Origin of the sequence: Ascidiimonas meishanensis (assembly GCF_037782385.1) — a bacterium.
GTDB lineage: Bacteria > Bacteroidota > Bacteroidia > Flavobacteriales > Flavobacteriaceae > Ascidiimonas > Ascidiimonas meishanensis.
In genome coordinates this window covers 160,677-187,638 of record NZ_JBBEXD010000006.1, presented here as the reverse complement: position 1 = coordinate 187,638, position 26,962 = coordinate 160,677, and the positions used below count along the sequence as shown (strand labels likewise).

Genomic DNA, 26,962 nt, shown 5'->3' with positions numbered 1-26,962 from the left:
AGTCTTATTTTTCTCCAACTATTAAGCTTTGTGCCATATTCTCATGGCTATTACTATCTATCCCTTTTATTTCACTTTTTAGAAAACCATTTGCTTCTAACAATTTACACCATTGTTGATTTGTAAATAATGGAGATCCTTCTATTCTTAATTTTTCATCTTTATATTGCCACCAATCACTAAGCAAGCCAAAAGTAAGTGTGTTATAATTCAATTTTTGAGTCAACTCATTAATTAAAACTATACCCGTTGGTCTTAACACTTCTTGAATATGCTTTAGCACAGGTTCTATTAAAAAACAGGTATGTAAAACATTGCTTCCCAGTACAATATCTACACTACCAGGTTCATAACCTTGTTCACTAAACGGTTTATTTATATCGAGTATAGTAAATTCTATAAACGGATTTTTTTCTAAAAACTGTTGTTTAGCCATTTGCAAGAACATAGGGGCTATATCTGTATAGTAAAATGTTATTTTGTTTGAATATTCTTGGATAGCATCAAAAACCACTTTACTCGTGGCTCCTGTACCAGATCCTACCTCAAGAATATTAATTCGGGTATTTGGATAAATTCGCAGTTTGTTTTTAATATACATTTTTACAGACTGCGCTATCAAGTTATTATAATAATCCATTTGAAAATTCCCTGCATAAATAGGATCTAATAATTCTGTGCTACCTCTTGGAAAGATCACATCTACTCCTTGCGAATCTCCATTCACCACATTCATAAATTTTTTCAGACATGTTTCCATTAGCGGTAAATAGTTTGATACCTCCGTATATTCTTTAGAAAACATCTCTAATGTACCCTCTATACCATTTAGTTCTTTCTTAGTTTTTGCACTATTAATGATTGCAGTACATACAATATGTTTTCCCTCTTTTTTAAGAAATTTATTCTGAATTAATATATTGACTAACTCGTCTACTAAACGATGATATTCTGTAAGTACACCAATTTTCTCTTTAATATCATTATACGTATTTTGCTCTCCTTTTTTAAGGAAGAGTCCTTTACTTTTAAAGGCTTTTAAAATTGGATAACAAATAAAGTTATTTACTTCACTAAATTGTTTTTTAAATAAATTATAGTCTTTAAAATCTTCCGTTTCTGGTTGATTAAGGAGTTGCTCAATTTTGGAAGCTACTACAAAGAGAGTAGGTTCTTCTAGGATACTAAAGTGATCACTATTGACAGTGACTACCTCCATATTTTTTTCCACCAGATTTTCCCATGGTGTGATATAGTCATAGAGCGCATAGATATCTAAAGAGTCCCAGTTCATTAAATTATCTTCGCCTATAAATCCTTTTGTAGTTCTAAAGTACAATACGTCAGAACCATTATAAGGTTTATCAATCTGTATGGTCTTATAAGCTTCTTCGGCATAATCAGAACAAGTTAAACCTCCCTGTATATAATTGTAAATATCATCAACGGGGATTAATAAATTAGCTCTTTCTTTGGCTAATTTTGCAATGTGACCTATTTTCATTCTTTGAGGTACATCAACGATATCTTCTTTAGTAATCATCAATTCTGGGTTGTCTTTTATATTCAAGAAAGAGTTAACGAGGTATAGTTTTAAGAAATCAAAATCATAGGTTTCATAAAACTTTTCATTTACCGTTCCCGTGGTAGGAAACGCTTCTAACATCACCAGATTTTTGATTTCATTGCCTTGTTCATTTAGACGACGTGCAATCTCATAAGCAACGAGTCCCCCAAAAGAATACCCTCCTAAGAAATATGGGCCTTCTGGTTGTATCATTTTAATACATTCTATATAATGAGTTACCATCTCTTCAAAAGTGTGTGGTACTGATTTACCATCTGTACCTCTTGCTTGAAAAGCATATAACGGATAATCTGGACCTAACACACCCGACAAATCTTTAAAAAATGTTGAAAATCCCGTAGCGCCATGAATCCAAAAAGAAATTTGCTTGCTTCCATTAGTATTAATAGGCAACACTTCTGGAGGAAATTTATTTGCTTGATCTTTACTACTGCCTTTTGATGAACTGGTTATGCTTCCAGAGAATCCAAAGTCTTCTGGAAGAAATTCATCTGTAATATACCTAGCCAAATCTCCTAAAATTGGATATTCCATTAAAGCGGTTAAAGGAATATCATTTGAGAACTGCTCTTGAATAATTTGCATAACAAAAGATGACATAATAGAGTCTACCCCTATTTCAACAAAATCTGTATCCTTTCCAACAGTAATATTTTCTACGTCCAGCTTTGATTCTACAGTAGTTATTAAAAAATTAAGTACATACTCATATCTATCTGTAATCACTTCAACTTTAGAAGAAGCTTGTTGCTCTATTTTCGTATCATCTTGGATAGTAATGCTTTTTGGTTTAGGAGTAAACCAATGACGTTTTCTTTCAAATGGATATACAGGTAATGGACATCTATTAGGTCTATTTTCTGAAGTGTAGATTAGATTCCAATCTATGCTTGTGCCACTTACCCAATATTTTATAAGCTTATCAAGATTTTTTGATTCCAGAGCAAATTGTACCTCATCTTCATTTATTATGTTCTTTTCCTCAAAGGACTTTTCTTTATCTGTTAGAAAACTGTTTGATGACTTACCCTCTATGTAATCCTTTAGACATGTTGTGAGCTGTTCATCTGAATTAGCAATACAACACCAGCGATAGGATAAATTTTCTCTTCCAACTTGTAATGTGAACGCAATTTCATCTAGTGTTGGACTATACATTAATTTTCCTTGTTCCCTCTCTTCCATAAATTGTAAAAAGAGTTGTGCATAGGTTTTAAGACGTTCTTCTGTTCTTGCCGACAAAATAAAAGCTAATGTTTCACCGCTATTTGCCAGGGTTTCTTTTTCATATTCTTCCAGAACGGCATGTGCATTAACTCCACCAAAACCAAAAGAACTAACACCCGCACGTCGGGAAATTTCGTTTCCATTCTCATCTTTTAAGCGTTTCCATTCCTTAGTATTTTTCACAATGTAAAAAGGACTATTTTCTAGTTTAACATAAGGATTCTGCTCATTCAAATGCAAGATTCCTGGCAATTTTCCATGTCCTAATGATAATACAAGCTTAAGAAGACCTGCTATTCCAGAAGCTGGTTCTAAATGCCCAATATTTGTTTTTACTGAGCCTATACCACAATAATTCTGTTTACTGATTGTTTTATTTTGCTTGGCTGCAAGATTTTTAAACGCACTTGAAATTCCCTGTATTTCTACAGGATCTCCTAATTTAGTGCCAGTTCCATGCAACTCTAAATATGATATTGTCTCTGGATCAAACTGGGCTTTAGAAAAAGCCTCTGTTAGTAAATCTGCTTGTGCATTAGAGTTTGGTGCTGTTAATGAAGACGCTTTTCCTCCATGATTGACCGTGGTCCCTTTTATAACTGCATAAATATGATCTCCATCATTCTTAGCCTTTTGTAAAGGTTTAAGCATTACAAGACCAACCCCTTCTCCTCTAACATATCCATTTGCATTTGCATCAAGGGTTTTGCATCTTCCATCAGGCGATAGAATTCCTAAATTATCTGCACTTACGGTTACCGAAGGATTTAGCATTAACGTTACGCCTCCGGCTAAAGCAACTTCACTTTCTCCTTTTTGGATAGAATCAACAGCTCTGCTTAACGCTACTAACGCACTGGAGCAAGCGGTATTATAAGGTTCACTCGGCCCATGAGAGTTTAAAAGAAAAGAGGCTCTATTTACTAAAATAGAATGTTCATTACCCAATCCCATATGTGGGTTAAGTTCTCCATTATTAGCTAACAAATATTGATAATCATGAAATTGGACTCCAGAAAATATACCTACCTTTCTACCCGAAAAATCCGAGGCTCTATATCCTGCATTTTCAATGGTATGCCATACGGTTTCAAGAAAGATTCTTTGTTGAGGATCCATCATCTCTGCTTCTGAAGGAGAAATATTAAAGAAAGCTGCATCAAATTTGTCTGCATCTGGAATAAATCCTCCCCACGAAAACAGGGTTTTATTTGATTCTTTTTGTATTTCTTTCCAATCCCAACGATCTGATGGGACTTCTGAAATAAGATCTACTTCATTTTCTAATTTATCCCACCACTCCTCCAAATTTTTAGTACCTGGAAAACGCCCACTAATACCAATAATAGCAATATCATCTTGTTCTTCAAGATGGGCTGTTTTAACAATTTTATTATTTTTTTCTGATACGACGGAAGAAACTTTTTGTTGCGCAATCATTGGTTTTGTTTTTTGTTGTACCGGAGTAGTATTCGTTTTACTGTAATAATTAATAAGTTTTTCTTTATAATCAGAAATCAAAAATGCTGCTAACGCTTCTACAGTTCCTTTTTCAAAAAAGATAGCGGGGGTTATATCTGTTCCATAAATTTCATTTAAATTTTCTGATAATTTAACAAAGGTCATGGATTCTAAACCGTAGGTTCCAAAATTTTCTTTGGGATCTAATCGCTTAGGGTCTAATTTAATTAAAGAGGCCGTTTCCTTTGCAATATCTTTTATCAATAGCTTAGTTAATTTTGATACAGATAACGCTTCTTGATGAGCAATAATTTTTTCAGGTATTTCTACGCTATTTTCCACTATTTCTGGGGTTTTAGGGCCTTCAATATCATTTTTTTGATCTTGAGTTGCTTTCGTAACTCCAAGCCAATATTTCTCTCGAGAAAATTCATATCCTGGTAGAGGGATTCTATTAGGTTTAATTGGATGATGCAGTAGATTCCAGTTTATTTCTGCTCCTTTACTCCATTGTTCTACAATTCCACCGTAGTCTTTGTTGACCGTAAGGTTCTCTATCTTAGCAAGGTCAAAATCATCATCCATATCACATTTATGAATTTTTATTTTTGACATAGATGCTCCCTCTTTATTTAAAAAGTCTTCCAGTTTTTGAATCGTTTCATTAATACTGATAGCGGTGAATACAGCGCGATAAGAAAAAGCTTCTCGACCAACTTGTAAGGAGAAGGCAATATCCTGAAGCTTTATGGTTTGAGCTGTACTAGTACTGTGCTCATCCTTAAAACCTATAAATTCTAGAATACTTTCTGCTATATTTCTTAATGTATTCCCCTCATTCACAACATCTTCTCCTAAATTTATCTTGAATAAGTTATTTACTCTTGTTCTAAAATCAGTTATTTCAATCGCAGAAAAACCTTGAGACATTAATTCTTCATCGTTATCAATATGTTTTTCATCAATTTCACAAATTTGAGAAGCGATTGATGCTATTACTTCTAAAACTTCTTCCTTATCGTATTTTTTTGAAGAATATTTTTTTGTTTTTACCTGACTTTTAATGAACTGAAGAAGCTTCTTACCATTTTTCACTAATTGTTCTTCATTCTTTGCAGAAAGAGGGATTATATGAGTTTGGTCTAATGGCTCAGTTTCATTTTTAAGCGTAGATTCCTTTTTTCTATACTCTTCCAGAATAATATGAGCATTAGCTCCACCAGCACCAAAAGAACTAACTCCTGCTCTAAGTGGATAGGCGATCTTTTTAGTATTGACCATCAATTCGGGACGGTTCCAATCGGTTAATTTTTTCTGAATATAAAATACGGAGTCTTCTAATTGTAAATTCGGATTCTCTTTCTGGGAATGAATTGAAGGAACCAGTTTTTGATACTTCATCTGAAGTAAGACCTTCGTTATGGCTGCAATACCTGCAGCAGATTCTAAATGTCCTATATTAGATTTTACGGAGCCAACGGCACAAGTTGCTTTCTTTTTAAATGTACCAAAGGCTTTGTTAAGCGCCGAAATTTCTATAGGATCTCCCAAAGAAGTCCCTGTACCATGTGCTTCTATATATCCAATACTGTCTGTAGGGATTTTAGTGTCTTTTAAGACACTTTTAATGAGGTTTGATTGAGATTTTGGATTAGGTACCGTATAGCCATTGGTTTTACCTCCATGATTTAAAGCGCTTCCCTTAATAACTGCATGGATATGATCATTATCTTTTATTGCCTTACTTAAAGGTTTTAAAAGTACTGCACCTACTCCTTCTCCTGGTACATAACCATCTCCTCCTTCTCCAAAACTGTGACATTTTCCATCAGTAGAAGCAAATTGAGATTGACTCAATAGTTTATACTTTTGAGGATGTGGCGATATGTTGACACCACCTGCGATAGCCATTTCACTTTCACCAGACAGAATACTATTACATGCCAAATGGATAGATGTTAGAGAAGAAGAACACATAGTGTCTATTCCCATACTTGGACCAAAAAAATTAAAATAATAAGATACTCTATTTGCTATGGAAGCAAAAGATGAACTAGGTACAAAACCTTCTTCAGATGTAGCATGCAATTGATAATGTCCATACATAACACCTACATACACCCCTATTTTTTTTCCAGAAAGTTGAGATTTTGTATAACAAGCATTCTCTAGCGTATGCCAAACGGTCTCCATAAAAAGCCGCTCTTGAGGATCAATTAACTGAGCTTCTAAAGGAGATATATTAAAAAACAGCGGATCAAATTTATCTATGTCATCCATAAATCCACCCCACTTACTATAATATTTTCCTGCTTCTCCTTTTTTAGGAGAGAAATCAGATTTCCAATCCCAGCGATCTTCTGGAATTTCTGTAATACTATCTTTCCCTTCTTTTAAATTTTCCCAAAACTCTTCTAAGGTATTTGCCTGAGGATAACGACCGCTAACACCAATTATAGCTATTTCTTCTACCTCAGGAATTTGTTTTTCCTTGTCTGATTTTTGTTTTTCCTCCTGAGGTAGTTTTTTTCGAAATCTAAATTTTCTAAAAACTTTATTTGCTTCTGGAACCAATGGCTTTAAATTCACTGGTTGAGAAGGTTCATCTTCTATTTGAATAAGGAGCGCATTGGAGTGATTTTCTATAAAGTAATCAACCAGTTCATCTAACGTCTGGTATTCAAAAAATAATGTTTTTGACAAACTTCCAAATGACTTCTCAAGCTTTTGAGTTAATGACATTATCATCATAGAATCTATACCATACTTTTCTAAAGGCGCATTTGATTTAATTTTACTAGCTGGAAGCTTTATTTCCTCTGCAAGTAATTTCTTGAAGAATTTTTCAGCTCTTGTCTTCAATCCCTTTTCTTCTCCTGAATTATTTTTATCAGTAATTATAGTACTAGAATTATGATTGATCATGCGTTCTATTTTTGTTTTGTTTCCTTTAATAAATAATAGTATTGGTTCATTAAAACCAATTGAGTTTTCAAGAGCAGTAATACCCTCAGCGCTTGTTAATGGCCATACATTAGCCGTTTCCCTCATGAGTCTTATTTGTTCTTTGGGCATATACATACCTCCTTTTTCCCAAAATGGCCAATTAATAGCAATAGTTTTACCATTACGCAGCTCTTTAGATGATAAATGATTACGTTGTTCTGAAAATGCGTTCACATAGCCATTTGCGTATGCATAATCTGCCTGCCCTACAGATCCAATAATGGAAGCAATTGAAGAAAATAAAATAAAAAAGTCTAGTGGATCCTTTTTTGAAAATTCATCCAAATAATTGGTACTCTTCATTTTAGTTGCAATCACCTGATTCCAATCATGCTGTTCTTTTTTTAATAAAAAACTATCCTTTAAAATTCCAGCAGAATGAATAATCCCATTAATACTTCCATAAGAAAGATGGACTTTATTAATTAAATTTTGAACTTCCGTCTTACTAGTAAGATCTGTTTGAAAATATAAAATTAGAGAGCCTGTTTGAAAAGATATTTTCTTTATTCTAATTTCTTTTTCATGAGAAAGTTTTGAACGCCCAACTAAAATAAAAGTGGCTATGTTTTTTGCTGCTAAATATTCAGTGAAAATAAGACCTAACTCCCCTGCACCACCACTTATGATATACGTTCCTTGTTTTTTAATTATTATGCCTGAAGAAGAGACTTTACTATTAGTGACTAATTCTAGTACTTGTATATTTCGAATATTATGTTGATAACATATGAGATCTGTAACTGGGTCTGAAAAATATTCCTGCTTACTAACAAAAGACAACATCGTTTCATGAATAGCAATGATTTTAGCAGGAAAATTGGGATTTTCTAAGGCAAGTGTTTTATTAAATCCACTGAGCCCCATATGCAAAGGCTCTGTTTCTTTTAAACTTCCTTGGTAAAAATATTGAAACGTAGCTTTTCTGATTTTTTTATTGGCGAGTACCGCTTTAGTCAAAAGAAAAAACGAACTAGGCCCATATTCCAAACGTTTATCAAGAGACAAATCAAATTCAGCTATTAATGGCCAAGCAAAAACAATTAATAAGCTATAACCTTCTACCTCCTTGAGGATAGCCGAATAATCTTCAAAATTCTTTGCTCTTATTTCATAGCCATTATTTAATTCCCTATAGTTTTCTTTTGCATTAACTTGTATAATTCTAGACGTATTGAATGTCTTTTTATAATCTGATGGTATCGTTCCAAAAAACAATACCACTTCTGGAAAATCTACTACTGCGTTCTCTATATTTAAAGAACATTCTCGCCAAACTGGTTTAAAAAACATGGACTGACCTTTTAAGTGGTCAGTAATTATTTCTTGAGATGCTTGAGCTATATTATCCAAAATGCTTTTTATTAATTACTCGTTAAAAGAAGTTCTTCATTCTTCCTAAATTGTTTTTTTCTAATCTTCCTAACCATCAAATTAGTTAGTTTTATCAAAGGTTCCCCGTTTTGGTTTACCATTATGATATCAAATGAACTACTGGTATTAGTTCTATCTGCTATCGTGATAAAAACAAAACAGTTTGCTGTTAATTCGCCTAATATTTCTAGGCAGTCCAGAGAAAAAGGAAGTAATAAATCTCCCTTTTCCATATCATCTATACTAATCATAGATAATACCGATTGAAATGCGGCATCAAGAATAGAAGGATGTAATCCAAATGATTTTATTGATTCATATTGATTTTCTGGAAGTTCTATTTCAGCCAGACAGCCTTCTTCTCTGATATAGATTTGTTTTACACTTTGAAAAGAGGGGCCGTATTGAAGTCCCGCCTCTTCAAAAAACTGATAGCAATCACTACCCAAAATAATTTCTTCAGAATCTGTTAAAAACCGATTTAGATCTACTTGTAATTCTTCCTTATTCTCTGGTATATAATCTAGTTCTATTACGCCTTCGGAAAATAATGATTCCTCATTTTTAATATGATAAACAATTTGGTTCTCATCTGGAAAGAGTATCGTAGAGATTGATTGTAACTGTTCTTTGTTATTAAGTCTAAATGGATTTATCCAAACAATATTTGATAATTTTAAGACGGGAGTTTCAACAGCAATACTTCCGGCTACTCTGGCCATTTCTAAATACATTACTCCCGGTAGTGTTGGAATTCCAAATACTTGATGATCACTCAGAAAAAAGTTATGAATTCCAAAATCACTTTTAAATTTTACATCAAAAAGGGTGGATGCATTTACATGTATTGCCGGATGTAAAATTGTTTGGGCCTCTAATTTATTATCCATAACCTGCACTTTCTTAGGAGGAACATCGTAGGTGTCACAATCAAAAGGATATACAGGTAATGGTACTTTTTGGTAGCTACTGTTACTTTCTGCCCATTCAATTATATAGCCTTCTACAAACTTTTTAGCACTATCATAAGGATCATTATAAACAAGATCATTTTTAATGATCTCGTTTTTTTCATTACTGTCATAACTTATAAACCCTGAAGAGGAATGCCCACTGTTTAGTAAACTATGTACTTCTTCCAGCAATTCTTCCTTATGACTAGCCACTATGCATGCTCTATGGTCAAAATGACTTCTACCCAAGCATAGCGTTTGTGATAGATCGTGCAAGCTATACTTTCCTTTATTTTCATCTAACCAATTGCTTATATCAATTAAGCGTTGTTTTAAAGCCTTAGGTGTTTTGGCCGAAAATGGGAATAAATAGGGACCGTTAAGATCACTCTTCATTGGTTTTGATAATGGAGCTTCTTCTAAAATTAGATGTGCATTTGTTCCACTGAAACCAAAAGAACTTATCGCTGCTATTCTTTTACTTTTCTGCCATTCTGATAATTTCGTATTTACATAAAAAGGACTGTCAGCAAAATTAATAAAGGGGTTCTCTTGTTTAAGATTTAAGGAGGGTACCAATAACTTGTTTTTAAGGCAAAGTACCGTTTTTATAACTCCAGATATACCGGCAGCGGTAAGCGTATGCCCTATATTTGTTTTTACCGATCCAATGGCACAAAATTGCTTATCTTGTGTATATTCACGAAATGATTTTGTAAGTGCCTCAATTTCAATTGGATCTCCTAGTTTGGTACCCGTACCATGCGCCTCTACGTATGAAATATCATTCGGGTTGATGTTAAACCGTTCATAAACATCTAATTCTAATGCTGTTTGGGAAGGAGCGCTTGGTGCTGTAATACCATTGGTCTTACCGTCTTGGTTGATTCCTGAACCTTTAATTACTGCGTGAATATGATCTCCATCTGCTACTGCTTCCTTAAGTTTTTTGAGTACAATAACACCTACCGCTTCTCCAGGTACAAATCCATTTGCATCACTATCAAAGGTTTTACATTGTCCATCTACAGAGAGCATACTTGCTCTACAAGAAAGAGTATAAAATTCTGGTGTATTCATAATAGCAATGCCTCCTGCAATAGCCATTGAAGAGGTATTATTTCGCAACGCTTCACAAGCAAGGTGTATGGCTACTAGCGATGAAGAACAGGCTGTATCTACAGGCACACTGGCTCCTTTCAAATTTAAAAGATAAGATACTCTAGCTGTTAATATAGAAGCTGCATTGCCTGTAAACATATATGCATCTTTTGGAACCTCACTTTCATTTAATTTATTACTATAATCTCCCGATTCGCAACCAATATACACAGAACACTTCTGGTCTTCCAAAGCTTTATCTGAATACCCCGCATCTTCTAATGCATTCCAAGCATCCATTAAAAATAATCGTTGTTGAGGATCCATCAACTCTGCTTCCTTTGGAGATATATTAAAAAATAATGGATCAAACAGGTATGGTTTTTCAATGAAAGCGCCCCATTTACAATAACTTTTATCTACTTTGGTTCTATCTGGATTATAAAAATCATCTACTTTCCACCGAGAAATTTCCTTGACCGCATTTTGCCCCTTTTTTAAATTTCCCCAGAAGGTTTCAATATCTGGAGCGTCTGGAAAAGTACCAGACATACCAATAATAGCGATATCTTCATTTTCTGATTCAATAAAAGAATTATTGCTTTCTTTTATGTTAGCTTTAGCATTATATGCTTGCTCTTGAATTTTGTGATTCTTGTTATTTATCTCAACTTTTACTGTCTTATTTTGTGTACTATTTGTAGTATGATCCTTTTCTAAAACTAAAGGATCAAACTCTTCGAGAATATAGTCTGTCAATTTTTCAACTGTAGCATAATTAAATAAATCAGTTGGTTGTAACTGAATCTGTAATAGCTTGTTTAAAGATTGAATAATATCTACTGCAAGAAGGGAATCTACTCCAAAATCTGAAAATGGGGTGTACTGATTAAAACTGCCTTGTTCATTTTTTAAAACATCAGAAAGGGTTTTATAAATTTCTTGCTCTAATGACTTACGAATACTTTCCTTTTTAACAGGAATGGATGCTATTTCCTGTATCTTTGGATTACTGTTTTTTATTTGATTTTCTTGTTCAAGTCCCATTTTTTGAAGTAACTTTTTGGTTGCTTTACAAGCTACTACCTGAGAATATTTATTTGACAAAATATTGGAGAACATTTGTAATCCTTCCTGAGATTGAATTGGAGTTAACCCAATTTTTTGTAATTCATTATTTATTTTTTCATCAGAGGCAAGACCTTCGCCTTCCCAAAGGCCCCAATTTATTGTATAAATAGGATATTTGGTTAATTTGTCCAGATACTTAGCATATGTATCCACAAAATTACAAGCAGCACCATAATTTGATTGTCCAACATTTCCTGCAAAAGATTGTATAGAGGAAAAGAACACCATAAAATCTAACGGTTTATTTTTAAAATAATCACCCAGAATGTAACTACTATCTGTTTTGGTTCGGAACACCTGAATAAAATCTTGTTCTTGCATTGATTTTATATACTGATCTTTTAATACCGCTGCACAATGAATAACACCATTCAAAGCCCCTATTGTCTCTTCAATATATTGGATAGAGGTATGTATAAAAACACTATCTGTTGCATCCCCAGACAGGTAGGTAGTTTTGCCTCCTTTAGAGGTATTCTGATCTATTTTTTGTTTAATATCCCGAGTTAGTTCACGTCTACCAATCCATACTATGTTTGCCTTATATTTCTCTGCAAGAAATGCACTAAGCTGATTTCCTATAGCTCCCGCTCCTCCAATAATGAGATAAACTCCTTCTTGCTTAAAAACAGGAGTTACTTCTTCAAAATTAATAGTGCTGAATGACCTTTCATACCGTTCTCCCTGTCTAAGCGCTATTTCATGTCCTTGAGAATGCCCTTTCTCATTACTAATTAGCTGTGCTATTTTTTCTAAATTAGTAATGTCTTTAAAAGCATAATCGTCAATATCTATGAAGTCTACAGACCAGTTTTTGAACTCACTAGACATTGTTTTTATAAATCCAAAAAGACCAGATCTGAATGGGCTTATTTTTTCTAAAGAGTTTACCGCAACTGAATTGCTAGTTACCACTGTAAACTGAATCCTTGAATTTGATTGATTTTGAGCTAAAACTGCCTTTACTAAACGAAATAATGGTACGATACTTTGTTCTTGTTCTTGATGTAGTGCACTAACATCATTAATTGATTCTGAGGTATCTCCAACTATAAAATAAACAGTATCAATTTCATTTAAGAAAAAATAATCAATTTCTGATTTTATATCATTACTGTTTAACCATTCTATGCTGCTATTCAAATGTTTTTTTGCAATAAAATCTGAAAGCGGTTTCATGCTTAAATCACTTACCAGAAGTACTTTTTTGTTTTTTACCTCTTTACTATCTAAGGGTGTTTTATTAAGAGTCCAAGTTGGAAAGTATAATGGATGTATAGTATTTTTCTTATATTCTCTAAAAGCCAAATTAGAAACTAATACACAAAGATTTCCCTTATCATCTAATATTTTAATATTGAAATGATCTGCTTTTTTCGCTTTAGCAATATATGCATACCCGCTTTTTGATAAAGGACTAATATGCTGAATTTCTTGCACATTAAATGGAAGCATGGGGTCTTTTTTCAATGTATCTTGCACAATACCAATGGTTCCTTGCAAGGCAGCATCCATTATTGTAGGGTGCAGAAAATACTGATTAAATGTTGGAGCATGAACTTCTGGAAGTTCTATTTTTATGAGAGTTTCATCATTATTTGACCATAACTCAATGAGTCCTTGATAGAAAGTTCCATAAACCATTCCATAATCCTCTAACTTTTTAAATACCTCATCCTGAGATTCGTGCTTATCTAACCTTGCTTTGATCTTAGGTATCTCTAATGCAACTGAATCACTGGTTATGTTTTTTGTAAAATTACCTGTAGAATGGGTTATCCAAGATTGATCAAGCTTACTTTTTATGCTAAAATTAACTTTCTGTTTTGTTTCCCATAGTTCAACATGTAGTTCAATATCATTTTCTATTTTTATAGGATACAACCAGATTAGATCGTTTAATTTATAATCTATAGTATTTTTAAAATAATGAAGCGCTTGTAATGCTAATTCAATATGAGCAACCCCTGGTAAGACAGGAAAAGAATCTACATGATGATGCGCAACTATGGGATCTTCTGATTTTATTATTTTTTTGAAAATATTACTAGGACTTTTTGTAGTTGTTTCTTTTACCTGTTGCGTGAGTTCCAGTTCTTGTTCATCATCATTTAATTCTACCCAATAGGATTTTCGTTCAAAAGGATACGATGGCAGATTAATTTTTTGATATTTATCTTCATCAAAAAAAGCATTCCAATTCAAACCATAGCCATCCACATAATATTGTGCTAATTCTTCTAATTCTTTTAGCTCGTATTTAAAAGTATTTTTTTGAAATAGTACCTGGGCACTCTCTAGTTCTTCTCTAGATATTTTAGTTTTTCTGTTGGTATTAGCCTTGAAATAATCTTGTTTCTCTGCATTAACAAATGCCTTAATAGACTTTATAAGAGTATTCGTATTTGCTGCTATGCATGCTATTCTTACAGGAAGATGCATTTTACAGTTAGCCAACGTATAGGCAATATTAGACACGTCTATAGACGAAGACATCTGATTGAGATATTCTAATAAATCTTCAGCTTTATTTTTTAATGCTGTAGGTGTTTTTGCTGATAGCAGAAATAAATACTGCTCTTGTTTTGGTATTTGTTTGTAGTATACCTTAGGCGCTTCTTCAATGACCATATGGGCATTAGTCCCACTAAAGCCAAAAGAACTAACTGCTGCTCTTCGCTTCATTGATAGTGGCGTTTCCCAATTTTTTAGCTGAGTATTGACATAAAAAGGACTGTTGTCAAAATCAATATGCTCATTTGCCTTTTCAAAATTTAGTGAAGGTGGAATTTGCTTGTTTTTCAATGCCATAACAGCTTTTATTATACTAGCTACTCCGGCACAAGTAACAGTGTGACCTATATTTGTTTTCACTGATCCTATAGCACAAAATTGTTTTTTATCTGTATGTTCTCTAAATGCATTCGTTAAGGCATCTATTTCAATAGGATCTCCTAATTTTGTCCCTGTTCCATGTGTTTCAATATAAGAGATCGTTTCTGGGTTAATATTGGCTTTCTTATACGTTGCCAGCTCTACATCTGTTTGTGCAAGTGAACTAGGAGCTGTAATTCCATTTGTTCTTCCGTCTTGATTGCTGCTACTTGCTTTAATAACTCCGTGGATGTTATCTCCATCCTCTAATGCTTTATCTAATGATTTTAATATAATAGCAGCCACTCCTTCTCCTGGTACATATCCGTTTGCGCTATTGTCAAAAGATTTACATTGACCATCTGGAGAAAGCATATTAGCATTGCTGTTGAGAAGATAGAAACTGGGCATAGTCATTACAAACGCACCTCCTGCAATAGCCATATCACTTTCTCCAGAAAATATACTTTGGCAAGCCATATGAGTAGCTACTAAAGAAGAAGAACAAGCTGTGTTCATAGCTATAGCAGTTCCTTTTAGATTGAGGAAATAAGAAAGTCTAGACACGGTAACGGAGGCATTATTCCCCCAGAAAGCTTGTGGTTCAGGTTGTAATCCTGCTTTTAGAATTCGCTCCATATAATCCCCTCCGCCTGCTCCTGCAAAAACACTACAAGAAATATCTGAGATTTTATTATTAGCATATCCTGCGTCCTCTAATGCCAACCATGATTGTTCAAGAAACAATCTTTGCTGCGGATCGGTCAATAGTGCTTCTCTACCCGAAATATTAAAAAAAGCGGCATCAAACTGATCAACATCGTCTAGAAAGCCTCCCTTCGTGCTGTGAATACTATCTGTTTTGCGATAGTCTATATTAAAAAGGGCATCTGCATCCCAACGGTCAGTTGGTACTTTTTTAACCGAATTGATACCATTAGCAATGTTATTCCAAAATTCGGTGATGTTTTTTGCACCGGGAAAATGACCCGCCATTCCTATAATGGCAATATCTCTTGATTTTTTTTCTTGAATTGAATTATCCTTATTTTCTTCTTGATCCTTATTGTTGCTTAGATCAAAATCAGGCACACTTACTACAACTTTCCCAATATTAGATCTACCCTCTAGATGGTAGTATGCTTCTTTTATCTGATTAAAAGGAAAAATTTTAGATATGGTGGGAGTAATAATTTTTTGTTCTAATATCTCTACCATTTCTGCCATATAAGAACTTCCAATCTCAGGAGATCTAAGCATTAATTTTCTTAAATCAACACTTATAAAATGTTGATTATCTGTCATACTTGAGATATCTATATTGACCGCATTTTTTAGACCTGTCATGGCTATTTCTACATATCTGCCACCAGAAGCAAGTACTTCAATTCCTTTTTGAATAGCATCGCCAGATAACGTATTTAAAACTACATCTACTCCTTTACCGTTGGTAAGTTCTCTAATTTGTTTATCAAACTCATCTTCTCTATAATTGATAAGATGCGGAACCCCCATGTTTTTTAGATAATCTAATTTTTCTTGAGAACCTGCCGTTGCATAAATTTCTGCTCCAAACATTTGGGCTAGTTGCACAGAGATAAGTCCTGTACCTCCGGCTGCCGTTTGAATAAGTACTTTTTCTCCTTTTTTAACATTGGATAGTTTAAACGCATGATACATGGTAAGGAAAACAATTGGGAATCCACAGGCTTCTTCAAAACTAATGTTAAAAGGTTTGGGAGTTACTACAATTTCTTTACAGTTAACAATGGTACTTTGTCCTCCCATTGCTTCTCCCATTATGGCGATAACTTCATCACCTGCCTGAAAATTAGAAACATTGGCTCCTATCTGAGTAACGATACCAGCAATTTCAAATCCAGGAGAAAAAGGGTAAGGAGGCATTGTTGGATATAACCCCTTAACACAAAGCAAATCTCCAAAATTAAGAGAAAAAGCTTTTACCTGTATCTGAACCTCATCCTCGCTTGGCAATTCTGGTATAAAAGTTTCTACCTGAATACTTTCTATAGTACCTGGCTTGGTAATTTTAATACGCTGATGATGAGATAGTTTATTTGCGCTGGGCGTAATTACATGAGTATTTAACTTCGTATGTTCTGAAATTGGTTTTATTCTATTATACTCAGAGTTATCTTTAAAATCTAACTTATTAGAATCTGTATGATCAGAAATAGAATGCTCTTTAAAAGATTCTTTTGATAGCCCTATGCTTTCTGAGTTTATTGATTCTTCTTCTTCCTCTAGGGTAATCGTATTACTGTAATTTTGAACTATAAAATCTACCAGATTATTTATATTAGGATAATCAAATAAGGTAGTTGTTTTTAATACCAACCCTAGTTTTTCATTAATCTCATTTATAAGACTTACTCCTGTTATTGAATCAACTCCATATTCAGAAAATGCCCGATCGTAATCGAGGAGTTCTTTTTCAATATCTAAAACAATAGAAATAGAATTAACAACAATATTCTCGATTTTACTTGCAGAAGTGTTGGTTTTCTTTTTAACCATGGCAATAGGTCTCATCTTTTTATCAAAAGTGGATATGGTTTTTGACGTTCTTAATTTTTCTTCTATACTGGTTGTTGTTTCATTTTTTTGAGCAACTATTACTTTTTGACTAAATGCATTATCTTCATCTAAAATAATGACTGACTGAAAGTTAGCTTCTCTTAACGATGCAGACCAAAGTTTCTCATCTAATAAAGGTGCATGCATAAGACGCTGTTTAGGATCTTCATATTTCCACCATCCATTTAGCAACCCAAATGTTAGTGTAGTTAGAATTTTAACCTCCATTAACTCGTTGAGTAAAATAATACCATCTTGAGTTAATAACTCTTTGCAATTATGAAGTGTATTATTGATATTTTCAGTAGCGTGAAAGACATTAGATCCAAATACCAAATCAATACTCTCTTGTTCTATTCCTTGTAAGGCTATAGATTTTTCTATGTCTAAGGTCTGGAAAGTAATAAAATCATATAGCTTCCCAAATTTTTGTTTAGCAGCGCTTAAAAATCCAGAAGAAACGTCAGTGTATATATACTCTATTTGCGCAGTAAAAGGTCTTAAAGCTTTTAGCACAGAGTTACTGGTACCACCTGTTCCTGCTCCAACTTCTAAAATTCTAATTTTTTTATTTTCTGGAGATTTTTTAAGAATTTCTACTACAGCATTTTTAATAAATTCTGAGGTTACTTGATTGGCTCTATCTGCTATTGCATTGCCTTTGTATAAGCCTTCTACCAGATGCATAGAAGAATTTGGAAACATTATATCTGTAGCAATTGCTTCTCCCCTAAGCACTGAAAATATATTAGTAACACAAGCATCTAACAAATTAATGTGTGACTCATAATTAGGGTGTTGTATTACAAAATCTTGCTTTAAAACTTCTAGTTTGTCTAGCTGCTTTTGAGTTTCTATTGATATATCAATTATTTTGATTATTTGGTTTTGTTGCGTGCAGAATTTGTAAGTTTCTAAAATATCTAAAATGGCACTGAATAAACGTTCATAAAAAGGAATAACACCTAATTGATTTTTTAACTCTTGAACGCTAAAAGATGGTTGGCTGGTTCTAAAAACATTTTCCGCCTGAAGTGCTTTTAGCACTAATAATGCACCTAGATATTCCAGTTTTTCAGAAGCTTTTATATTTTGGTCTTTGACACTGGAATTAAAAGGTTCTATGTTTACATTTGGTACTATTTTTTTAACTAGTGAATCATTTTCTTGCAAAGAAAAATTCTCTTTAGTTTTTAAACCTATCTGTTCTAATAAGTGGGTTTCCGCTTTTATAGCTACTATTTTATTAAAATGATTCTGTAAAACGAGAGAAATAGCTTGCATACCTTCCGCTGGTTCAATAGAATAAACACCTTGCGCTTTAAGTTGTTCACGATATGCTTTTGTTGCAACAATACCTATACTTCCCCAAAATCCCCAATTAATAATCTTTACTGGATACGGTACTATTTTATCTAAGTATAAAGCAAAAGCGTCTTTAAACGTACATGCTGCAGCGTAATTTGCCTGACCTCTATTTCCTGTTATGGATTGTGCAGAAGAAAAGAACAAAAGAAAATCTAATGTTTCATATTTTAAAGATTGATAAAGATTAATGGCTCCTATTGTCTTTGGAGATAATACAGCTATCAAATCTTTTTCTTCCATTTGTTGAATTGTCATATCACGCAGCACTAATGCCGAATGTATGGCTCCATGGATATTCCCGAAATTTCTCTTAGCTATATCAACTGCACTTTGCATACTGATATAATCTGAAGCATCCGCAGTACAATAAAGCGCTTTTCCTCCTAAACTATCAATAATATGTATTTTCTCCTGAATATTTTCATTTTCGGGGGTACGACCTAATAAGATAATATTAGCATTATATGTTCTTGAAAGATGGCAAGCATATTCAAATCCAATACCACCTGTTCCTCCTAATATTAAATACGTGCCATTTTTACGTATACTCATATTGGGCTTATTTTCTAAAGCTACGGAGGATAATATCTTTTGGTATAAATTTTCTTTTCTTATGGCAATTTCTAAAGTTGACGTTTGGAATAGTGCTTTTCTAAATAATTCTGTATCCCCGAAAATATTTTTTTCTTTTTCCAGATCTATTACTTTAACATTCCATGACTCTTGTTCCTTTGACAAACTATGGCAGAAACCAAACAGTTCTGAGCCTACTGGAGATAGAACCGGCTCATTAAAAACATCTTTTGTTTGAAAGGTTAATACAAAAATATTTAACGCACTATTGCTATAATCTTTAATAAACAAGGCTTTAATAAGCCTATAGAATAGTACTATTTCTTCGTGGTAATTAGTTGAATCAAATTCTATATCACCTTCTTGAGTATCTGTAGAATACCCATTAGAAACAAAACAAATTGTATCAAACTTCTCTGAGGTTTTAGTCAAAAAATTAATCCATGAATCCTTCTGTTTACTATCTATTGGATAACAATTATTACTCACATTTGATTTTGCGCTATACATTGGTTCGGCAAAAGTCATTCTTGCATCCTGAAAAACTTCTTTAAAAAAAGTAACAGCCTTGTTTAATGTATGGGGTTTAATAACAAGAATATTATTAACTTTTGACTTTTCTTCTACAAGTATTGGTGTCAACTTAACCCATTCTTCTTTATAGAAAAAATCAGCTAACTCCTCCTCCTTTGAAACCGGATTTAGAGATTTAACTGTTAGCCCTTTAAAAATAACACACGTATTTTCTTGGTCATCTAATACAAAAATATCATACTGATCATTATTAACTTTTTCTGCATACACAAATGCCTCTTCAGGAATTCTTTTTAAAACTACAATGTTACTTATAGCGTATGGTAACCTTAGATTGTTTTTTGAAGCTTGCTCTAACTCCATACAGGCGGCTACTTGCAAAGCAGCATCGGCCATAGAAGGATGAAGCTTGAAATCAAACTGATCTTGATAACTTACTATGGGTAATTTAATTTTTCCATATGCAAATTTGGTTCCTAAATGAACTTCTTTGACGCCTTGATAGTACATCCCATAATTGAGACCTATTTCATTAAAAGTTTTGTAAATCACTTCTGAATTTAAATGCTTCGTGGTGTTTGATTTAATAAAGTGTGTGTCAATAGAAAAATTATGGTTTCCTACGTTTTCAATGAATTGCCCACGACTCAATGTTGTATCCTTTCCTGCTATTTCAAATTCAAATTCTTCCCCATTTGTTTTAGCTATCTTTATAAATACATCTTCATTTTCTGCACTCCATATATTAGCCCAAACCAAATTATGAATTTCAAATAATTTTTCCGGATGTATTTTTTGCATGGCTTGAATTGCCATTTCTATATGTCCAACTCCTGGCATTACACTAACACCCTTTACGCGATGATCTGTGAAATATGCTTTTGTTATATCTATTTTATGAAGAAAAGCTACTTCCTTATCAAAATTAATACCTTGTGAAATAAATGTATCTGTGTGGGAATGGTGTTGTGTTTTTTTCCTTTCTGAAACCTCTGGTATCCAACAAATTCGTTTTTCAAATGGGTATAAAGGCATTGAAATTTTTGGCAATGGTTTGTCATATAATAATGACCAGTCTATGTGTATACCAGAAGTCCACAAGGAAATTATTTGTAACCATTCTTCTCCTTGTATCCATTCTTCAATTTGATTGCTATTTTTTTTATTTTTAGGCTTTTTATTTTGCTTACTCCCTAGATACAATCCTTCTGTATGGCCTTCCAAATATTTGGCCAATTTCAATTGAACTTCTTTGAAGTCTTTCGCAATAAATGCTAATCTAACCTCCATTTGTTCTCTATTGAGTTGCAGATTATAGGAAAGCGTTTGTAAAGAATATGGTAATTTTTTATTTTTTGACGGCTGAATTTTTCGCTCGTGTAAAAAACGAGAAATGGTATAAACTGAATCTGAATCGTCTAAAAAATTTAAATCCCCTTCATCTATAGAGAAATGAGTTGCTAGTAAAGAAAATATTTGCTTGAGACTTATGATATCAAATCCAAATTCAATTAAAGATTCATTTTCTAAAATATTTTCCTTTGGAATTTTTGTAAAGTTGCTGATTATCTCTTTTACTTCCTCTTTTAAAAAATTAATTTCTAATAGATCATCAACATTATCATCGGTAGAATTTTTAAGCTGATTTAAAAGGTTTTGAGTACACTCTTTTAATTTTTTTTCAGACTTTGCAGAGAGTACAATTATTTGAGGTGAGACAGTTATATCTAAAGATTCCATATGCTGCTCATATTCTTCAATAATAATATGAGCATTGGCTCCACCAGCTCCAAAAGAACTAATTCCCGCTCTTCTTGGAGCATTGACTCCATGAGTCTCTGGTTGCTTCCAATCTTCTAGCGACTGAGGAATATAAAATGGCGATTTTTCTATATCCAGATTAGGGTTTAATTTTTTTGAATGGATAGAAGGTGCAATTTGTTTATGTTTTAATTGCAATAGCACTTTTGTAATTGCGGCTATTCCTGCAGCAGATTCAAGATGTCCAATATTTGATTTTACAGATCCTACCGGAAAATTGCCATTCTTATTAGAGAAAACCTTATTAAGTCCTTCTATTTCAATGGGATCACCAAGAGACGTACCCGTTCCATGGGCTTCAATATAATTGATATCTCCTGATGCTATCTTTGCGTCATTTAAAGCTTCTTCTATTACTTTGGATTGTATTAATGGATTAGGAACACTATATCCATTTGTTCTTCCGCCATGATTAATTGCGGTTCCAATAATAGTTCCATAAATACGGTCTTTGTCTGAAAGTGCTTGGCTAAGAGGTTTTAGAATAAGCGCACCGACTCCTTCACCTGGTACGTACCCATCACCCCCTTCTCCAAAAGCCCTGCATTTACCATCTGTTGAGGCAAAGAGATTATGACTTAACTGAAGATACTTATAGGGATGAGAGGTTATATTGACTCCTCCGGCTATGGCCATATTACATTCTCCGTTCTGTAAACTTTTACACGCAAGATGAATTGCCGTATGCGAGGATGAACACATGGTATCTATCGCTAGACTTGGCCCGTTTAAATCAAAATAATAAGATACTCTGTTTGCAATAGAAGAAGTTATTGAATTAGGTATAAATCCTTTTTCACTAAAGCTTTCCTGAGCCCCATACATTTGATATTGAGTATACATTGCTCCAACAAAAACACCTACTTCTTGGTCTTTTAACTGATTTCTGGTATACCCAGCGTCTTGTAGTGCGTGATAAGAGGTTTCTAAAAACAGTCTTTCTTGGGGGTCTAATAATTTAGCTTCCAATGGTGATATATTGAAAAAAAGCGAATCAAACTTATCAATATCTTCAATAAAACCTCCCCATTTCGTATAGCTTTTCCCATTTTTCCCTTTTTCAGGGTCAAAGAAATTCTTTAAATCCCATCTATTTTTTGGAATTTCCGTTATTGCATCTACTCCATTCTTTAATAGCTCCCAAAATTCATCTATTGAGTTAGCGCCAGGATATATACCATGTAATCCAACTATTGCTATAGGTTCTTTTTTATTTACAATCTTATTGTCTGGTGTATCCCATCTTTTAACGGCTTCCTTTTTAATTGAGTTATATGGGCTAGTTTCAGCAGTAGAAATATGTTTTTCAGATTGTTTAGTTTTAAATTTCTTATGCACTTCATCTAAATGATTATCAATTAGATACGTTATTAGTTGATCAATACTACGGTATTCAAATAATAAGGTCTTTGAGAGTTTCCCAAAAGTGTTTTCTAAATCTCTGGTAATATTCACAATCATCACAGATTCTATGCCATAATCTTCAAAAAAAGTATCTGTTTCAATTTTATGGATCGGGAGTTTAGTTTCTTTTGCAAAAAGTTGTTTTAGAAATACTTCCATTTGTTCTAGATCAAAAACAACTTCTTTAGTATCGCTAGCTGGTTTGAGGGTTTCTTTATTTGACGAATTATCAAGTCCTAAAGAATTGATGATTTTTGTATGATCTCCATGCAAAATCATACTTACTGTGGTTCCCTGTTCCAGAATATTTTTAAATATGATAAACCCTAAATCATTTGATAACCCTTCCCATCCAAGATGTTCTGCCATCCATTTTTTGGAATCAAGATTCAATGTCATGCCACCGCCTTCCCAAAATGGCCAACAAATAGATATCGTTTTTCCTTTCCGTTTGTCCATCTTAACTAATTCGTCTCTCCATCTTGCAAAGTGGTTCAAATAACTATTTGCAAATGCATAATCTACTTGTCCTATATTTCCTATCATTCCCACGGCAGAAGAAAACATGACAAAAAAGTCAAGATTTTGTTTTTGCATCACCCGATCTAACAAAATAGCACCTGAAATCTTAGGACGTAAAACGGCGTGGATATCTTCTTGTGTTTTATTGATTAGCAGGGAATCTCTTAAGGTTCCTGCACTATGTATAATTCCGTTAAGATGCTCAAACTCTTGGAGTATTGTTTCATAAAGTTGAACTACTTGTTTTTCATTGGTAATATCTGATTGTATATATGTGATTTTTGCACCTTTTGATTTGAGTGCTTCTATATTTTGTAATTTCTTCCCTTCTAGCGCAGATCTTCCTGTTACAATAATATTAGCATTAGTTTCCTTGCTAATATATTCTGTCATAATTAAACCCAAACTACCTGCTCCTCCTGTGATTAGATATACTCCGTTTTCTTTGAAAGGCTTACAATTTTCTCTTATAATAGTTTTGGTCTCTCTTAAGGTATTAAAAGTTCTTTCTTGATTAGATAGCTTTATAGAGTGATGGTTTTTAGTACTACTAAATTCCTGAATAACTTGTGGAAAGAATTGACTAATATCTGAATACGAAGTTTCAATTGTTTTACCTGTAAATTCAGGGATTTCTAGTTCAACACTTTTAAATAGGGCATCTGCAGCTTGATAAGTAGGTATTGAATTTTCTTGTTCTTTAGAAGAAAAAAGGTTTATAAAAGAAAAACCTCCTTTGAAAATTCTTTTTAAGGCGCCAGATTGAATAAAATTAAAGGTCTCTATAAAAAAGTGCTCCGCTTTTTGTTCTTCATCATTATATAGTTCCTTTAATCCCCATAAATTTAAAACTTTAGAGGGTTGTTTGTTTTGTTTTTGGAGTACTTCTAATAATGTAATAAATTGATCTTTTTGAATTGGATTGAGTTCAAACATCTCATCAGAAAGTTGTTTAAATTCCTTTCCTCTAGTTATTAGTATTACATATATTTCAGGATAATTTTTATTAATCCATTGTAAGTTGGTTACATCTTGATCAAATAATAATAACTGTTCAGGAAGCTTTACCTCAGAAATTGTTTTAGCATGTGCACTTTCCTCTATAAATGTGTAAACTTTTGAAAAATCTAATTTTTTTTCAACTTTTAAGCTATTTTTTGAATCGTAGGAGATCCAATATCTTTCTCTTTCAAAAGGGTACACTGGAGCACTTACTTTATTTCGTTTTGTAGGTCTTAAGCTTTCCCATGCAAGAAGATCAATTTCTCCTTTAGCCCATAAGTCTGCGATATCATTCTTATTCATACCTGATAAATCCATCGTTGTATCTGGTAACATATTGTTTTTCAACTTCCCATGGTGGCATCCATCAAACAATCCAGCGTTATAGGCATTAAGTCTATCTAAACATTCTTCAAGCGTTGAACATAGAAAAGCGAGTCTATATTTCATAGGTTCTCTACCAACACGAAGCGTATATGACAAATCAGCTAAATAATCAGCAGAAACTATTTCTTGTTTATGTGATAAAAATTTGATGAAATTTTGCACATACTTTTTGAGTGCTTCTTCTGTTTTTGCAGAAAGCACTATAAGTTGCTCTGAATCTGAATCATATTCTCCTAAGCTATCTTCAAATTCTTCTAAAATAATATGAGCGTTGGCTCCTCCTGCCCCAAAAGAACTAATGCCTGCACGTCTGGGATGGTAGGTATTATCTAAAAAGGGTTGTTCCCAGTTTTCTAATTTTTGCTGAACAAAGAAAAAAGAATCTTCAAATTTTATATTAGGATTCAGATTTTCGGAATGAATAGAGGGCACTAGTTTTCTGTATTTCATTTGTAACAGAATCTTTATTACTCCAGATATTCCAGCTGCAGATTCCAGATGTCCAATATTTGATTTTACAGACCCTATTGGACAAAACTGTTTCTTTACGTCATACCTGTTAAATGCGTTTTTCAATCCTTTAATTTCAATTGGATCACCAAGTGATGTTCCAGTGCCATGGGCTTCCAAGTAACTAAGTGTTTTTATATCAATTCCAGCACTTTCAATTGCTTCCGAAATCAATTTCCCTTGTGCTGTCGGACTAGGTACGGTATATCCATTTGTTTTACCTCCATGATTAATACGTGAAGATTTAATTACAGCATAAATTTGATCTCCGTCTTGAATAGCTTTTTCTATAGGTTTAAGCATTACAGCTCCTACGCCCTCTCCTGGAACATACCCATCTCCATCTGCTCCAAATGCGCGACATTTCCCTTCACTAGAAGCAAATTTGCCCTGACTTAAGTATAAGTGTTTTGCAGGATGTAAGGTTAGGTTAACTCCACCTGCAATAGCCACATCAGATTCTGATTTCATTAAACTATCAATAGCCAAATGAATAGCAGTTAATGATGAAGAACACATCGTATCCAGTGCGATACTAGGGCCGTTAAAATTGCAGTAATAAGACACACGATTCGCTATGGTTGCATAAGATGATCCCGGTACGATGCGAGTACCGTTTTGTATAGCTTCTGCCCCATAAAGTTGATAATGTGAATACATCACACCAACAAAAACACCTACTTTTGAATTTGCTAATGTTTCTCTTGTATATCCAGAATCTTCCATCGTATGCCATACAGACTCTAAGAAAATCCGTTCTTGTGGATCCATTAACTCTGCTTCCCGTGGTGTGATATTAAAAAAGGAAGCGTCAAATTTATCATAATCACTTATAAATCCTCCCCATTTGGAGTAAGCTGTACCTTCTTTCTCTTTGTCTGGATCATAGTAGAAAGAATGATCCCATCTTTCTATAGGGATTTCTGTTATGCAATCTTTTCCATTTTTTAGGTTTTCCCAAAACATTTGAGGGTTTTCTGCCTGAGGAAAACGGCAGTTCATTCCTATAATTGCTACGTCACCACTTTGCTTGTCTGATACCTTCTTTTTTGAAACAGTTTTTTCTTTTTTAAGGGTGTCTGAAGTATTAGATTCTTTCTCCGGAAAAATAGTGGATAATTTACTTTCAAAATTATCTACAAAATAATCAGATAAGCTATCTAGGTTTAGATACTCAAAAAATAAAGTTTTTGGCAATTCTCCAAATTGATCTTCTAATTTTCGAGTTATATTTAAAATCATCACAGAGTCTAGACCGTATTTTTCAAAGGACACGTGTGCTTTGATTCGATCTATAGGCATTTCTATTTCCTGGCTTAAGGCTTGTTGCAATAACCAGATAAATTGTTCTTTAGCATTTTTGAACGATGCGTTATGAATGGTTTTATGCTCATCTTGCTTAGATAAATCTTTTGGCTTCTCTGCAAGCTCATGAAATAATTTACTTGCCTGTTGAGGCGTTATTTCCTTATTTTTTAGTTTTGTGATTATTGCTTTCTTATCCAAATTCATAGCTAATAGGTTTTCT

Annotated in this window: 2 protein-coding genes; both read right to left on the bottom strand. The window is 33.4% G+C overall.

Features of this window, described 5'->3' with window-relative positions:
* Positions 1–4 precede the first annotated feature (4 nt).
* Positions 5–8,635: an SDR family NAD(P)-dependent oxidoreductase gene (locus WBG07_RS12815; RefSeq protein WP_340201873.1), complete on the bottom strand. Its 8,631-nt coding sequence runs from the start codon at positions 8,633–8,635 to the stop codon at positions 5–7.
* Between the two features lie 11 nt (positions 8,636–8,646).
* On the bottom strand, positions 8,647–26,946 hold the full coding sequence (locus tag WBG07_RS12810) for an SDR family NAD(P)-dependent oxidoreductase (protein ID WP_340201871.1): 18,300 nt from the start codon (positions 26,944–26,946) through the stop codon (positions 8,647–8,649).
* Between the last annotated feature and the right edge of the window lie 16 nt (positions 26,947–26,962).